Genomic DNA, 15574 nt, shown 5'->3' with positions numbered 1-15574 from the left:
ATTTGCAAGAATAGGGAGTGAAGAGATGTCTTATACAAACGGGGCATATAAGGAAAAAATTATTTCTATTTATATAGAAAATATCGAGTCAAGTTTGGAAGTTATCGCTATAGAAATAAAAAATTTAATTGAGCTGGTTATACATAAGAAGGCTTCAGAAGAAAAGTATAAATTAATTCATCATAACTCGGGATATTTAGGGAAATATTACAAGGTTGTATCAAGAGTGAAAAGTGGAGAAAGTTTAGGAGAAAAGTTAGTTATCAAAGATCATTTATTAAATATAAAAAAGAGAATTCCAAATGCAGATACCGATCAAGTAGTGGAAGAATTATATTCTAGATACAAAGATTTAATAGGTATAAAGGTATTAGGAGATCTACAAACAGACGTTTCAAATCTTTTGAATTTATTTAAGGAAAGTAGAAATGAATTCATAGAAGAAGGGGAAAATAATGCCTATATTGAGTTCATAAACCTTGAAAATCAGCCTGAAACGATGACTAATGGAAAAGAAATTATAAAAATAGATTGTGTATATCATAAAAAGGGAGAAAGCTTCAATTTTGAGCTCCAAATGAAAAACCAATTATTATCAGCATGGGGAGATATGGAGCATCAACAATTCTATAAAAATAGTAAATTTTCTCCTATACGAAAGTCTCACGAGCCTGTTATGCAAGATGTAGGAGAGTTATTAGCTAAGATCGATAACTTGTTATTAAGCGTTCGTGAGTCTGAATCTAAATATCATGAAAATGGGGAAGAATGGGATTTTCAATCGAAATTACACAAATATTTTTCAGAACCCTTGGAACGGATATTTGAGATTAACGTAAATACTAAAATCACACAATTGGCAAAAGTTTTATATCTACTTGAAAAAGAAGTAACTCCAAACTATAGTTCTTTAAATCTTGAGCTAGCAGAATTTGCAGAAACTATTTCAATTCCTGAAGATTATACGATGAGTGAAGTTATTAAAAAGTATTTGGATTATAGAGATACAACAATAAACCTAAGGGTATTTGAAGCTATCACTATATCATGGTATGCATCTTTAAAACCAAATATCACTCATAATATAGAGCAATATATTGAATTTATTGAATGGTTGTGTGAAAAGGTACTTCAAACTATAAATAATGTAAATGAAATTGATGTCGAGGATGTAGATACTCCATTTGAACCGGTATTTAATCAATTATTAGTTAATGCAAGAGGTATAGATTATTTTATTAATTTTGAGAAGTATAAGGAATTAACAGAGTATTATAAATTTACCAAGGATATTTATAATGAATGGGTTGAAGAAAAAGAACATCAAAGGGTATTTAGTATTGACTTTCTAAATTATATTAATTACCTTGCTGGGCAATTAATTTTTTCAGAGGTATTAGAAGAAGAGTACAAGATACCTGATGTACCAATAAAGGTTATAATAGATGAATTTTTTTGAAAAATTAACAGAAGAAGCTAAGGATAGTGAGCAAATGAAATTTGAAGAAATGAGTAAGAAAATAAAATTATTTGTAAAGGAGTGAGTGTAAATGCATTTAATTGCACATTTATCTGTACAAGGTAATCAAAAAATTTTAAATACTACTTTAAATTTACGAACGATTTATCAGAATTCTGAGACGCTTATCTATGGAGAAAATCCATATGGTTATCAAAGGCCGCTTGATATTAAGCATACTAATAATATAGCTGAAAAGGCATTAACAATAATAGAAGGAGAAGCCATATTTCCTACTTCAATTATTTTGGGAATCGATGAGGATACTGTTAAAGATAAAATAGAAAAAATACATTTAGATCATGGTATCTCGCCACATGAATTAGTCGAAGTTTATTTAGCAGAGGGTTTGGTAAACTTTAGGATAATTGATGGTCAACATCGTATTGCGGGTTTAGCAAAAGCTGCTGAAATTGATCATTTACTATGGGAGCTACCGTTAAACACTACTATTTTAGTAATACCAAATAATAAGCGAGTTATTGAATTAGATGTATTTGAAGATATAAACTCCACTGCCAAAAAGCTGAAAACTGATTTAGTATTATTAGCTAGGCAACAGTATGTCCTTTTAGGAGAAAGGGATCTAGAAGGAAAGGATGAGCTTGAAACGTATATAGCGATTAAAGCGAGTTATTTGCTAAATGAGAAGATGGATAAGAGCGTCTGGAAGAATGCAATTAAATTTGAAAAAGGAATAAATAATCAAGTCGGTATTATTGGAATTGCTCCATTTTCAAAGGCAATTATACCATTGGTGAGAAAAGCGTTAACGGGTATTACTGATTACAGACTTGAAATTTTAGATTCATTAGCTCAAAAATTAGCAGAGGATATTAACAATGCATGGGAAATTGTAAAATCTAAATGGGATGATTGTTTTGGAAAAGAATTTATTTATATCAATGATGAAGAATATGAAATCATGTATAAATCCAATTATTATATCCAGAAAACTACAGGTGTAAATGCGATTACGAAAATTTTATATGAAGTAGATAATATTGATATCTTTGCAAGGGTAATTTTAGAAAGTAAATTAACATCTAATGATTGGATAAAAGGAGGTAAAATGGCCGGCTTGACATCAGGATCTGGTTTTAAAAAGGCAATTGAATTAATTAAATCTAAAAGTGAATCGACCGCTGAATCTACTCCTTCGGAGGAATAAACACATAAATTTCATTTCCGGCAATTAATAAAGTGATATATGAACCAATTTTAAAGCCTTGATTTATCAAGGCTTTTTAGTTTTCCAGAATGGATTCGTACCTCCGAGAAAGAACTAATATAGAGTGGTTTTCATAATTTAAAGATATAAAGCAAGAAAAAATATCTACTGAATTAAATGATTTGGGGGATATGTTTGCTAAAGAATAATAGGGTCAAATATGATACAGATTATAACATGTAGGTGATGAAATTTAATAATGATCGCTCTAAACTAGACTTTATTAAAAAGAAACAAGCAAAGAGAAATCTCCTGTTTTAAAGAAATTAATAGTTTTTACACAATTTTTACACATCATCTTTATAAATCTTATTATATCATTACTTAAATACCTATTTCGACCCCGACCACCGGGGTCGAACATTATTCTAGAAGCCAGCAGAGTATCTTAAAAGGTACTCTGCTCTTTTTATTTCAACATGCATTCATTATAATTTGATTTTTATATATTTACTTCGCACACCGATTAAGAACAAAACAATTTACAAGAATGTAATTATTTATCCGTTTCGTTATAATAAGAGTATATACATACAAAATGGAGGAAACGTTAAATGCCTATTTATAACAAATTAGTCCGAGATCGTATTCCAGAAATAATTGAAAATACAGGAAAAAAATTTACAACAAGAATTCTAGATAATAAAGAATACATAAAAGAATTGAAAACAAAAAGCTTTGAAGAGCTTTATGAATACATACATGCAGAAAATGATAAAGATGCAGTTGAAGAGTTAGCTGACCTTTTGGAAATTATCCATGCTCTTGCTGAATGCCATGGAGCGAACATTGAACAGGTGGAACAGGTACGGCAGGAAAAGGCAGAGAAGCGCGGTGGGTTTAAAGATAAAATCTATTTAATAGAGGTTGAGGATGAGTAAGATCCAATTGATTACAAGAGACCTGGGATCACATTTAAATGACAAAATTGAAGGGGCCGTTACAGTCTGTGTTTTGTCTTCATTTGTCATGAAATCAGGGGTCAAATTTATCAAAGATGCCTTGAAGAAAGCTGCACAAAATGGAGCGGATATTAAGATTTGTACAGGTGATTATTTGTACATTACTCAACCAGACGCTCTAGAGGAACTGCTTTCAATTGATGAGCGTGTTAGCATTCGACTATGGAAAAGTAATGGTGTTTCATTTCATCCAAAAGCATATCTTTTTCAATCCAATGAACATGATGTCCTCTTTATTGGTTCTTCCAATCTTTCAAATTCTGCTTTGAATCAAGGCATCGAATGGAATATTTCTGTGAGTGACGAAAAAGAGATTTTTGATGAAGCACTAAAGGAATTTCTTTCTATTTTCTACTCGGATCAAACGGTCTCATTAAATAAAGAAACACTCGAAGAGTATCGAGCTCACTATTATGAGTACCAGCGAGAACATCCGAATCTAGTTCGAAAATGGACAGAACTTGAGGAACAAGAATTAATGCTTCCTGCAAAAAAGGATAGTTCTGAAAATCCCGAAATCATATTAGAACCACCGGTTTCTTATGGAGAAATACTGCCTCGATTTGCGCAAATTGAGGCACTTGAAGAGTTAAATAAGACTTTGGAAGAAGAATACAATAAAGCTCTGGTTGTGATGGCTACTGGACTGGGAAAAACATATTTGGCTGGATTTTTTGCACAAAACTTTACTAAGATTCTCTTTATTGCTCATCGTGAGGAAATTCTCTATCAAGCAAGAGATTCTTTTAAGAGAATTATGCCTGAAAAGCAGTATGGTATATACAATGGCAAGAGAAAAGAAGGTGGAGCAGATGCCATATTTGCTTCGATCTATACACTAAGTATTAAAAAGCACCTTGAACAGTTTAGAGCGGATGAATTTGATTTAATTATTGTGGATGAATTCCATCATGCTGCAGCGGATTCATATAAACGTGCGTTAGATTATTTTCAGCCGAAATTTTTACTAGGGATAACAGCGACTCCTGATCGAAACGACAATAAAGATGTATATGCGCTTTGTGATGGGAACGTTGCATTCAGATTAGATTTCTTGGAAGCGATTAACCGGCAATGGTTAGCACCCTTTACCTATTATGGGGTATATGACGACACAGACTATAGTCAAATAACGTGGCTGGGAAATCGATATGCCGAAGAGGAATTACTACAAGTTCAATTAAGAGAAGAATTAGCTCAAAAGATACTACATGCATGGGAAGATAAGAAGCAGACTAGAACACTGGGGTTTTGTTCTTCCATTAGACAAGCAGACTTTTTGTCAAAGTATTTTAATAACCATGGCTATCATACCGTTAGTCTCCATTCTCAGCAGACTGGAATCAGTAGAAATCAGGCCATTTCGAAACTGGCAAAGGGTGAAATGGATATTATTTTCACGGTTGACCTTTTCAATGAAGGTGTAGATATTCCAGCCGTAGACACGCTTTTATTTGTCAGGCCGACGGAATCATTGACCGTTTTTACTCAACAAATTGGCCGTGGTCTTCGACTGCATCCTCACAAGGAAAAGTGTGTCATTATTGACTTAATCGGAAATTATCGTAATGCAGATATTAAACTAGGATTATTTGATACACAACCTAATGAGGGAAAATCGAGAAACATTCAGCCAACATTACCGGGCTTTTGTGAGATTGATTTGGATGTTAATGTTATTGACCTTCTTAAAGAAATGATCAGAAAGCGACAACCAAGAAGAGAGAAGCTCTTCCATGATTATATGGATTTAAAGAGGGATATAGGAAGAAGACCTACCTATTTGGAATTACATTTAAAGGGAGCTGCGGATTCACCGCAATATCGACAGGAATTTAATTCTTATTTTGGTTTTCTAAAATGGGCTGAAGAATTAACAGAGCGTGAGATTGAAATATTTGACCGATATGAAAATTGGTTAGTCGAAGTAGAAAAAACAGGGATGGCTAAGAGTTATAAAATGGTTGTATTATTAGCTATGCTCGAACGGGGAAAATCGAACTGGTTCAAGCCTATATCTTCAAAAGATGTAGCACCTTTCTTTCATCACTACCTTATGGAAAAAGAACATCGCAAAAGAATTGATTTTTCCGATAAAGGAGCCAAGAGATTATGGGATTATGATGAAAAAGGTGTCAGCAAACTGATTGCTGCCATGCCTATGACAAAATGGAGTGGCAATTCTAAAGGCTTAATCTCCTATGAAGATGATGTATTTAGATTAAACTTTGATGTAATAAAGGAACATGAGGATATTTTATTCCAGTGGACAAAGGAAATTTGTGAATATCGTCTTCATTTTCACTTTGAACGCAAGGCACGATCACCATTAAGTCTATAATATAGATATCTAAAGGGCTGCTATAATAATGGCCCTTTATGCATTTTTATACATATATTCTGCAGTTGTTTTATACTTTTATCACCTAAAGTATTCCTCTTCTGAGAGAAGGAGAAATTCATTGTAATGTACCTCTTGAAGGAATGGGAAACGGTGAACAGTTGGGATTTCATAAACGGTAGCTGATAATCTATATAGGTAAAAACTGCAAACATATTTTGGACTAAATGTAAGAAACTATCCAATAATATCCTAAAAAATTTTTGTTATAGGACTAGAATCTAACTGCACTCATTAAAGGAGAATGGAGAATAATTTATGCATGTTCCTATCACCATTAATAATAGAGATATCAAGCTAAAAAATGAAGAATTTCACTCTTTCACCTTTAAAGAGCTAGGTATTCAAGAATCAGATATCGAGGAGTTTCTTTCAGATAATTTACAACTCCTTGTTGATGAGGAAGAAACTTTATTATTGATTGGTCAGCAAATCCAAAATACCCAAAGAGGTAGAAGCGACTTAGTTGCAATTGATAATCAAGGTAATTTAGTTTTAATCGAAATAAAACGCGATGTTGAAGATATACGTAATCGGAAAGAACCCTTTGAGTTTCAAGCCATTCGCTATGCGGCTAATTATGCAAAGATTAATAACATTGACGATGTGATTAATAAAATTTACGCCCCATATCTTGAGAAGAAAGGTAAAGTCACGCACGAGGCATTAACATCTTCAGAACAAGCAAGGCGTATGATTAATGAATTTTTAACCGATAATGACGCAATGCGTAATTTTAATAAGAAACAACGAATTATTTTAGTAGCCTCTCAGTTTGACGAGCAAACCTTATCTGCATGTGCTTGGCTGATCAATAATCATGTTGATATTACTTGTATTACAGTTGAGCCGAAAAAGTTTAAAGATCAATTCTTCCTAGAGGTTGTTAGGCTGCTACCAGTTCCTTCTTTAGATGATTTTTATGTAGAAGTCGGAAATACTGCTTCACCAAGTCAGATGAGATTATCTACCTCTAAAATTTCGAAGCGATCGTTGCCAAAAATGCCTCAATTATTTGAATGGGGCATTATGCAGCCTAATCAGGAAATCTATATTAAAAAATATCCTGCACAAAAAGCAAAAGTAGTGGATGAAAATACTGTGATTTACCAAGATAAAACCATGTCATACAATGAATTTGGTAAAAAGGTGACTGGATGGAGCTCATTATCTGTCTATGAATGGTTAGTTGTTGAGGGTCAAACACAAACACTTCATGAGTTACGATTAGAAAAATTAGAAAAAATTAATCAATTAGAAAACCAAGTGTAAATTTATTCATTTATAATCTCGCCAAATCCATGTACCATAGCAATTTAGATATTAGTCAAATAATTGAAATGAAGAAGATAAACATATATCAATCCTGATTTTCGAATAAATAATCCTCGTTCTATTTTTGGTTTTACAAAATGGTGAATATGAGTAAGCGATAGATGCCTTTACTGAACTAGAGGATTACAAAAATTCTTCTGAAATGGTATTGGAGAGTGTTACAGAATCGCCCAACATATGATGGATCAAAAAGAATTTGCCAATGCAATTTCGATATTTACTGAAATAGACAACTTACGAAGATAGTCATGAATTAGAAAATGAAGCAAGGTATCTTCTGGGAAAGCAACATATGGAAGAGGAAGACTATATTCAAGCTGTTGAAATATTTGGGGAAATAGAGAGTTATAAGGATAGTGTAAATTTATATTTTGAAGCGAATTACCAGTTAGGCAAAAATCTGCTAACTGAGGGAAACTTCACAAAGGCAATTACAATTTATAAGAACATAGAAAATTATTAAGATGTACGCAGCTTATTAGTCGATACAACTTATCAAGAAGCGACTCAGCAATTTAAAGCTGGATCCTTTGAATCTGCAAAAAAATTGTTCTCTTCCATTCAGCATGGCAAAACGAGTTAATAACCCTGGCGAATGATGGTAAAAAGGTTGGCGGAACTGACACATTTTATTGACCGTAATTACTTGATTAAAGCCATAAGAATGTACCACTTCTGCCATGTCTTTTACCAGCAGTTTTCACGAAATTTACCACTTACTGCCTAGGCATTTACCAATGGGGTAACGTCAAGGTTTTGAAAAATGAAGAAGCCTAATTCATCCTTATTTTTACTGAGGAATTAGGCTTATCTTTGTATTTGTATGAAACGATAATAAAACAGATGAAGGCTTTTGTTTCCTCTATCTTGAACTAATCAATGTTTTGTCTTGAACAAATGCGTTTATCATATCTAAAGCTTCAAGAGCTGCGTCTTTGTCAACAAAAAATTGCAGAAAACCATGGATCATGCCGTTAAAGCGTTTGGCCATCACCGGAACACCTGATTCGTGGAGCCTGCGGCCGTACTGTTCTCCTTCATCACGTAACACATCATACTCTGATGTGAATAAAAGAGCTGGCGGCAGGTCTTTTAACTCAGCAGCGCTAATCGGTGAGGCATACGGATGGTTTCGGTCTTCTTTATTTTCCAAGTATAAATCCCAAAAAAGCCCCATATGAGTGCTAGTGACTCCAAATCCTTCAGCATTTACCGAGTACGACGGATAGACGGAAGGAAAATCTAATGAATGAAAATCCATAACTGGATACATTAATATTTGTTTCGCTATTTTTATGCTTTTCCGATCACGTGCCATTTGCGTAACAGCAGCGGTTAATGTCCCGCCTGCACTGTCGCCTCCGACAATTAGGTTATAAGGGTCTCCATTTAACTCTTCAGCATGTTCGAACGCCCATTTGGCAGCTGTATAACAATCTTCAGGTGCAGCCGGAAATTTATGTTCAGGTGCAAGTCTATAGTCCACTGAGATGACTTTGGCACCGGTCTTTAAAGTTAAAATACGGCATAGCACATCGTACTCTTCTACATCTCCAACAGCAAATCCTCCGCCATGAAAAAAGACAAATAAAGGAAATGGCCCTTCACCAGCAGGTGTATAAATTCGGACAGGAACAGCATGGCCATCAGATCCTTCTATTGTACGATTTTCAATCGCTTGGACTTGCGGTCTAGCTTCCACTGGAGGAAGTATTTCCCGTACCGTGCCCCTATAGTTGATAAGATCTTCTACCGTTGTTAAGCCAGCTAATGGGTTTCCTTCTAAAAATTTTGCCACATAAGGTTTTAGTGCCATAAAAAAGACTCCTCTCAAAATATTAAAATATTTGTCCAATAAGCAAATGATAAATGAGGGAAATCTAAGATGCAGAAACGATGGAGTAATTTGTTGTTATACAATATATTCCAAATATAATATTATCTAAAAATTCTGTCAGCGTCAATTTTATATAATAGTTTTTACGATATTTTTCATAATTGCTTGCAGGTCAGAGAATGGTATAGGAGTTTGATGCAAATTTATTCTTTTTCCTTAGAACTCCCTTTTTCACCAAATTTATGAGAGTACCCTTATTTTTGTAGCGATTATAGGCAATTAATCTATTAAGGTCTTTTATCGTTAAATTGGAAGGTTCAATCGCCAGTTCAAATTCTCCTTTTACCTTTTCGATTAACGAAAGTGCATATTCGATCTGCTTTGCTGATAACGTGTAATCCTCATCCTGGCGTGGAACTTGGTTTATTTGTTCAGAGAGGGTAGTTTCTAATGTAGCAGCAACCGAACTGGATAGGTTCACTACTGGCTCAAATACATTGTCTTTAAATTCTTGATTCCCATAAAGTATGAAGGTGAATTCTAATTGAAAAACCTTGAAAATCTTATTTAATAATTTTACCGCATTCTTAAGTGGTTCATATGTGGCCTTATTTATTTTTTGGGAGGCAAAAACAATTGTTCCTCTTGATAGATTAAAATAACCATGAATAAGGAAGGCTGTTCTAATCATCTTTTTAATGATTCTTTCAAGGATACCAATACTGCTACCATAATTTAGACCACCTTCATGAAAGGCAATACCTACCCCATAGATATTAGCAACGCCGCCAGCTTGGATCTCGATTCCAAGAAATCAATTTCTCCCTGTTGTAAGAATTGCAGATGGGAAGTGGTATTTTTATAGATGTTAAGATTATGTTTTTCCAAGAAATACTTTTTTGTTGAGTTCATGATTTTTTTAATCGTGTCTTCGTTATGTAATTCCCACGAATGGGTGGATGCTTTCCAATTCAATTGAGCTGTCTGGCATTTCTTAATGTGTTTCAGCCAAGATAGCATCAATGACTCCCCAATTTCAATTTTCATTCCAACAACTCCCTAAGTATTTTCTCACTATAATTTACCATATTTTAGAGAAAAATAGGATATTTTGTTGGTTGACAGAACGGAGGATCTATCGGGTAGGCTAAGATTCATTTATTTTTCTGATAATCTAAGTAAGCAGGGAAGAGCTGACTTTATCACGAAATATAAATAAAAAGAGGGGGATTGGTGTGGTAATTTTAAGGTTAAGATTTTACCTTAAAAGAAAGAACTTCTTGTTGAACTAAAAATGGGTTTTAAAAAAAACGAACCTCAAAGAAAGAACTGAGGTTCGTTTTTACATTCATCGATTAACCGGCTATTTCATTCTCCTTAACTGTATTCCTCGTTTTTTTTACAGAAATTTTGTTAATTGAGAGAGTAATAAGGAACGAACAAATTAAACTTCCAGCCATTGCAATGATAAAGCCTGTCATATGATTAGATAACAGTGGTGCCATGAATGATGGTACATAAGCCGTTCCTCGTACATCAAAAAGTCCCACCAGTAATCCGCCTAATCCAGATGAAAGAATCGCTCCGGCAAAGATATATTTGTTGGAAAACATAAACGGATAAGCGGCTTCAACAAATGTACCAAAGCCCATATTGATAGCAAATCCAGGAGCAGCCACCGCAGCTTCGCCTTTATCCCGAGGTGAAACAATATTGGCGAGGGTAATTCCCGCTGATACCATTACCAATCCTGCCATGTCAACCGCACCTAAAAAGCTGTTCCCCGTCTTTTCCATTTCTAACAGTACAATCGGAAGAATTGCCGCATGATAGACGCCGCCAATAATCGCCGGCCAAATGAGGAGCCCAGCAATAAGACCAGCAAGTGCTCCATTAGTAGAAACTAGCAGGTCCAGTAATGAGCGGATCCCTTCACCTAGCCATAAGGCAACCGGAGCAATGAGGAAGAAGACAGCCAATCCAGAAATCAACCCAGCAATCCCGCCTGCTGCAATATTGACGGTTGTTGCGGGGAACTTCCACTCGACACATTTTCTAAATATGTATTGAACCAAAAGTCCGGCTAAAATACCTCCGATTATCCCACCGATAAGTCCACCTTTCACAGATAAAACACCAGCCACAATTCCTGCCACAATCGAGACATCATCAAAATCTGCTACTTGTTTCGCTGCTACGACGGCTAGAATAACAGGAAGAGCGTTAATCATCAGATCGAATACTTCTCCAAGCATTGTTAATCCTGGAATCTTGCTCAAGGCTAACACAAGAGCCATTGCAATAAAACCTGGAAGAGACGACAGCATCATTCCACGTAGATTTATTCGTTGAAATGGCAGAACAGATGTTTTGTCTAGTTGATTATTGTTTAGTGCTTTACCGATGATTGGCCGGTAAGGAACACCAAAATGCTTGCTTAATGATGTAAGAAAGGTAACCGCTCGTGTTCGATTGGTTGTTCCCGTTGTACCTGAAGTGGATATTACATTTACTCCCTTTGAAGCAATCGCCGCCATTGAGGTACCACCGGTCCCTGTAGCTGGCAAGTTCATTGCTGCAGCTGCTTCAACGGCACTTTTATTGGCTCCATTAGGATCTGCACTCATGAAAATAACGGCATCCATTTCACCTTTGGCAATTTTTGCAGCGATCTCAGAATCAAGTTGGGAAGCAGTAGTGTTTACGTCCGCAATGGTTCCTTTTGCTATGACAGTTGGTTTCCGAGTGCTTTCATCCCAGGTATACAGTTCAGCCGGAGTATTTTCCTTCACGGCGTCCATAGAGGCTTTTGCTGCGATGAACTGTAACGTACCGCACACCATTCCAGCAGCTTCGATTTGCAAAAGAAGCTCCTCTAATAGTTTTTCAGGTTCTTTGCCTCCCAAATAAAACAGGTTTCCGCCGCTGCTCCCTAGAATCGCAACTTTCTTTATCGTGGATAATTCATCCATACCATTCATCCTTTCCGAAACAATTCAACCTTTTCTAGTTCTATGAAGTTTAATAGTTTAATTTAATAATAAAGTAAAGTTTTAACTTATTAAAGTATTAAATCAAAAAACGTCATTTAAAAGCTTTTAAACCCTTATAGTTGGACTTCCATTAGAAATAGTTACACAGTTAAAAACATGTATGATTAGGCAATTAAAAAATATTATATATAAATAAAAGAAGTCCAATTCGTGTGAAATGAACTTCCTTTTGTATACCTGTTCAAACCTTACTGAAACATATGTTCTCTTTTAGCTGTGCTAATGATATACTATAAGTGCAATAGAATAGGATTTCTCAAGGGTGGTCGGCACACTCCCAAGCAGAAAGGGGGTGATGTTGAATGACAGTTTTTGAAACTCTAATGATTACGATTGCATTTGCAAGCTTAGTCATAGCCATACTGTCATTTAACCATAAAAAATAATCCACTCTTGAGCTATATAATAAGATGATGACAAAAGATCTGGATAAAAGAGTATTTATAAAGAACACTCCGTTTTACTACTTCAAAACAATTGGCGGAGATCCAGAATAAATGTGAATGACATAAAAGTGCCAGGCCCAACAGGGGAGGCCACTGAAAAACTGTACAAAAGTGGATAAGAGCCTGGAAACAGCTAAAAGAAGTGAGTGCGGTCACTCATAATGGTTATGAGAACCCGGAAACAGCAAAAAGAAGAAAGAGCGGTCACTCATAGAGGTTATAAGAGCCCAGAAACAGCAAAAAGAAGAAAGAACGGTCACTTAGAAGTAGATGAGAGATCAAAGACAGCTAACAAAAAAGGTAGAAACCTCAAAATTTGAGATTTCTACCTTTTTCCGGTTTGTGAACTTTTTCAGTGCCCTCCTACAGTATCCTGGCACTTTTATCTTTTAACAAAATGTATCTTTGGATGATGGATTTTTTAATCCAAACATAGGACGAATAAAGAGAGCTGCGAAAGTTCCGAGCAACGCCATGATCATCCATACCCATCCATGAAGGCTGAAAGATGAGATCCCGCCAAAGTAGGCTCCAATGTTACAACCGAATGCAAGACGAGAACCATATCCCATTAATAGTCCACCAAGAATGGACGCTCCGGCGACACCCGGCTTTATTTTCTTTGGTTTAAAAGTACCTTGGAACGATGCTGAAATAAATGCACCTAAGATAATTCCAAAATTCATCACACTTGTAGAATCAGATAAAACGGAATTTTTCAATGCCTCGCTGTTTGCACCTGTAAAATAACCCCAGCTTGTTACATCGACCCCAAGAGTATTTAACGTTTTACCGCCCCAAAGTGCGAAAGCAGAAGTGATTCCCCATGGTGTTCCTCTAACCGTTAAGGTTAATGCATTAAGGATTGCTAATACAATGGCAGCTGTTAATAATGGCCAAGAACCTCGAATAACCTTTTTCCACCCTGTTGTGGTCGGCAGTGGCTTCATCATTGGCGGATTTTTCTTTTTAGCAACCTGAATCGTGATCCAGTAAATAACGGTAAACAGGATTATTTGAACCAGCCATGCCCCAAAGTATCCAAGCCCTGTTGATGTGGCTAAAGAAATAGGTGGAAGTGTTGGTGTTTCCTGCATCCAGAAGGAAAAATGGTACGCACCTAAAGTCGAGCCAGTAATGAAAGCAAAAAGGGTCAAGACCATAGAGGAGGTACCGCCGCCTAGATTATAGAGTAATCCCGAAGCACATCCATTTCCAAGCTGCATGCCTATTCCAAATAGAAAAGCACCGAATAAAACTGGTATGCCAACAGGTGAAACGTAACCAGCTGGGGTAACACCGGTAAAGCTAAAACCAGTACTTAGAATAATGGCAAATAATGTAGTCGAGATGGCAAACATTAGCATATGTGCTTGTAGTCCCTGGACATTTCCAATAGAAACTAATCGGCGGAATGCTGACGTAAATCCAAAACGAGCGTAAAGTAGTGCTGCACCGAGCATTAAGCCAATGATGAAAAGTATACCTTGTGTCCAATTTGCTGAATAAACAATCGCTGCTAATAAGAAAAGGGCTGCGACTATACCCGACAAAACTAGCTTAAGTTGAACAGAGTTAAGGTTTGTAACAAAAGTTGTTGATTTATGATTCCATGATGTATATTTCGCCTTTGTTGTTGCATCCAATGTTGTTTGCGACAAGTTATTCACCTCATAACCTATAAGATTAGTGTGTTTTATGGATATTCTATTATATAAATATATTATTAAAAAGTAAAGATAAAACTAAGTAACAAGATAGGAGACATTATCCAAATTATATTTGGTTACTTTTTAGAATTTGTGCCTGTCACCACCCGTTATATGTCGAGATTTGTAGAATAAAGATGAAAGTTGTAGCCCTCAAATGTCCACATTGGTGGAAAAACCAAGTTCCATTCACAGGGGATGGTACCTTACTTTTATAATATACCATCGAATAAATAATGCGTTTTGCTGCTAACGCCACTTTTGATAACTCCACCTAAATCAACTACTTTTTGCATAACTGTTTTTCTGTCCAATTGCTGCAGTTCATCTATAAAGACAATGTTTTTTCCAAAAAAAGTATAGTTATCATCAAAGATATCAACTGTAGCGGCAATTTGGATACATTAAATTTTATAAAATTTTTTGTACCTTCCAAATTGCCGTTGTGGCTTTATATCTTTTTGAACAATAAAAATTTATGGTTAGTCGAAAAGAAATAAGTGAATTATAATGAAAACAATGAATGTAATAGATATGGAGGAAAAACGAATGAAATTTCCAAATGATGCTGATGGAGATGCTTTACATAGTCTATATAAAGATGGATTAGATTTTAAAAAACAACAATCAGTAGACTTTTTTGTTGCAGTGCCTGATAAAGCAACAGGTGAAGAATTATCGAAAGTACTAAAAGAAGAAGGATTCAATTGTTTCTTAGAGCAAGACGACGAAACTGAAGAGTGGGCATGTTGTTGCTCTAAAAGAATGTTATTAAATTATAAAGAACTAATTCAAATACAGAATAAATTAAATAACTTAAGTAAACCACATGGTGGTTATTCTGACGGTTGGGGAGTTTTTGTAGAATAAAATGATTGAGGTAATCAAAAAGATGATTTCGACTTCTTTTCGGAGAATAAAGTAACAATCGATCAAGAACTAAAACCATTTGAAACAAATGAAAGAGAAGTAGGTTAGGTACGGTACTGCAAAAAGACAAAAGTTCAGCATGATTGCGATTTTCGGTTCAGCTTGATTCCATCGAACGGAATAGCATGCCCATTGGTTAAAGGTTCTTTTA

The 15574-nt window shown here is 35.3% G+C and carries 13 protein-coding genes; 8 read left to right on the top strand and 5 right to left on the bottom strand.

Annotation, left to right across the window (positions count from 1 at the left end; genetic code table 11):
• Nucleotides 1-25 precede the first annotated feature (25 nt).
• From QFZ28_RS15645 to QFZ28_RS15620, 6 genes are all read left to right on the top strand, one after another.
• The gene (locus tag QFZ28_RS15645) at nucleotides 26-1459 is read left to right on the top strand and encodes a hypothetical protein (protein ID WP_307195493.1); all 1434 of its coding nucleotides are present in this window, start codon (nucleotides 26-28) and stop codon (nucleotides 1457-1459) included.
• A 91-nt stretch (nucleotides 1460-1550) separates the two neighbouring features.
• Nucleotides 1551-2690 (top strand): DGQHR domain-containing protein, encoded by a 1140-nt coding sequence (locus QFZ28_RS15640; RefSeq protein WP_307195492.1) that lies wholly within the window; start codon nucleotides 1551-1553, stop codon nucleotides 2688-2690.
• 614 nt (nucleotides 2691-3304) lie between these two features.
• The gene (locus QFZ28_RS15635; RefSeq protein WP_307195491.1) at nucleotides 3305-3631 is read left to right on the top strand and encodes a nucleoside triphosphate pyrophosphohydrolase; all 327 of its coding nucleotides are present in this window, start codon (nucleotides 3305-3307) and stop codon (nucleotides 3629-3631) included.
• The gene (locus tag QFZ28_RS15630) at nucleotides 3624-6053 is read left to right on the top strand and encodes a DEAD/DEAH box helicase family protein (RefSeq protein ID WP_307195490.1); all 2430 of its coding nucleotides are present in this window, start codon (nucleotides 3624-3626) and stop codon (nucleotides 6051-6053) included. The genes QFZ28_RS15635 and QFZ28_RS15630 overlap by 8 nt, the downstream gene beginning before the upstream one ends.
• Before the next feature lie 318 nt (nucleotides 6054-6371).
• A complete protein-coding gene (locus QFZ28_RS15625) occupies nucleotides 6372-7385 on the top strand; it encodes a hypothetical protein (RefSeq protein ID WP_307195489.1) in 1014 nt (337 codons plus the stop codon).
• A 355-nt stretch (nucleotides 7386-7740) separates the two neighbouring features.
• Nucleotides 7741-7911, top strand: a complete 171-nt coding sequence (locus QFZ28_RS15620) for a hypothetical protein (protein WP_307195488.1) — start codon at nucleotides 7741-7743, stop codon at nucleotides 7909-7911.
• Nucleotides 7912-8310: 399 nt separating this feature from the next.
• Here QFZ28_RS15620 and QFZ28_RS15615 read toward each other — a convergent pair whose 3' ends face one another.
• The 4 genes from QFZ28_RS15615 to QFZ28_RS15600 all read right to left on the bottom strand — a co-directional run bounded on the left by QFZ28_RS15615 (nucleotide 8311) and on the right by QFZ28_RS15600 (nucleotide 12257).
• Nucleotides 8311-9264, bottom strand: coding sequence for an alpha/beta hydrolase (locus QFZ28_RS15615; RefSeq protein WP_307195487.1), 954 nt, complete (start codon nucleotides 9262-9264; stop codon nucleotides 8311-8313).
• A 193-nt stretch (nucleotides 9265-9457) separates the two neighbouring features.
• Complete coding sequence (locus QFZ28_RS15610; protein ID WP_307195486.1) at nucleotides 9458-9976, bottom strand: hypothetical protein; 519 nt, start codon at nucleotides 9974-9976, stop codon at nucleotides 9458-9460.
• A gap of 71 nt (nucleotides 9977-10047) precedes the next feature.
• A complete protein-coding gene (locus tag QFZ28_RS15605) occupies nucleotides 10048-10332 on the bottom strand; it encodes a hypothetical protein (protein ID WP_307195485.1) in 285 nt (94 codons plus the stop codon).
• A gap of 308 nt (nucleotides 10333-10640) precedes the next feature.
• Nucleotides 10641-12257 (bottom strand): PTS sugar transporter, encoded by a 1617-nt coding sequence (locus QFZ28_RS15600; protein ID WP_307195484.1) that lies wholly within the window; start codon nucleotides 12255-12257, stop codon nucleotides 10641-10643.
• Between the two features lie 383 nt (nucleotides 12258-12640).
• Between QFZ28_RS15600 and QFZ28_RS29815 the strand changes: the two genes are divergently transcribed.
• The gene (locus QFZ28_RS29815; RefSeq protein WP_373428142.1) at nucleotides 12641-12724 is read left to right on the top strand and encodes a putative holin-like toxin; all 84 of its coding nucleotides are present in this window, start codon (nucleotides 12641-12643) and stop codon (nucleotides 12722-12724) included.
• 449 nt (nucleotides 12725-13173) lie between these two features.
• On the opposite strand, the gene QFZ28_RS15595 is transcribed toward QFZ28_RS29815, so the two are convergent.
• Entirely contained in the window at nucleotides 13174-14337 is a 1164-nt protein-coding gene (locus QFZ28_RS15595; protein ID WP_373428141.1) for a YeeE/YedE family protein, read from the bottom strand.
• Between the two features lie 705 nt (nucleotides 14338-15042).
• On the opposite strand from QFZ28_RS15595, the gene QFZ28_RS15590 reads away from it, so the two are divergent.
• Nucleotides 15043-15363, top strand: a complete 321-nt coding sequence (locus QFZ28_RS15590; RefSeq protein ID WP_307195483.1) for a ribonuclease E inhibitor RraB — start codon at nucleotides 15043-15045, stop codon at nucleotides 15361-15363.
• Nucleotides 15364-15574: the final 211 nt, after the last annotated feature.

The sequence above is a fragment of the Neobacillus niacini genome (assembly GCF_030817695.1).
Taxonomy (GTDB): domain Bacteria; phylum Bacillota; class Bacilli; order Bacillales; family Cytobacillaceae; genus Neobacillus; species Neobacillus niacini_F.
The sequence above is the reverse complement of the archived record's forward strand: the minus strand, read 5'-3'. Positions and strand labels throughout refer to the sequence as shown.

Bases quoted from the DNA above. Each gene is read 5' to 3' on its own strand.
- QFZ28_RS15645 (WP_307195493.1), top strand. From the start codon at position 26: ATGTCTTATACAAACGGGGCATATAAGGAAAAAATTATTTCTATTTAT.
- QFZ28_RS15640 (WP_307195492.1), top strand. From the start codon at position 1,551: ATGCATTTAATTGCACATTTATCTGTACAAGGTAATCAAAAAATTTTA.
- QFZ28_RS15635 (WP_307195491.1), top strand. From the start codon at position 3,305: ATGCCTATTTATAACAAATTAGTCCGAGATCGTATTCCAGAAATAATT.
- QFZ28_RS15630 (WP_307195490.1), top strand. From the start codon at position 3,624: ATGAGTAAGATCCAATTGATTACAAGAGACCTGGGATCACATTTAAAT.
- QFZ28_RS15625 (WP_307195489.1), top strand. From the start codon at position 6,372: ATGCATGTTCCTATCACCATTAATAATAGAGATATCAAGCTAAAAAAT.
- QFZ28_RS15620 (WP_307195488.1), top strand. From the start codon at position 7,741: ATGGAAGAGGAAGACTATATTCAAGCTGTTGAAATATTTGGGGAAATA.
- QFZ28_RS15615 (WP_307195487.1), bottom strand. From the start codon at position 9,264: ATGGCACTAAAACCTTATGTGGCAAAATTTTTAGAAGGAAACCCATTA.
- QFZ28_RS15610 (WP_307195486.1), bottom strand. From the start codon at position 9,976: ATGATTAGAACAGCCTTCCTTATTCATGGTTATTTTAATCTATCAAGA.
- QFZ28_RS15605 (WP_307195485.1), bottom strand. From the start codon at position 10,332: ATGAAAATTGAAATTGGGGAGTCATTGATGCTATCTTGGCTGAAACAC.
- QFZ28_RS15600 (WP_307195484.1), bottom strand. From the start codon at position 12,257: ATGGATGAATTATCCACGATAAAGAAAGTTGCGATTCTAGGGAGCAGC.
- QFZ28_RS29815 (WP_373428142.1), top strand. From the start codon at position 12,641: ATGACAGTTTTTGAAACTCTAATGATTACGATTGCATTTGCAAGCTTA.
- QFZ28_RS15590 (WP_307195483.1), top strand. From the start codon at position 15,043: ATGAAATTTCCAAATGATGCTGATGGAGATGCTTTACATAGTCTATAT.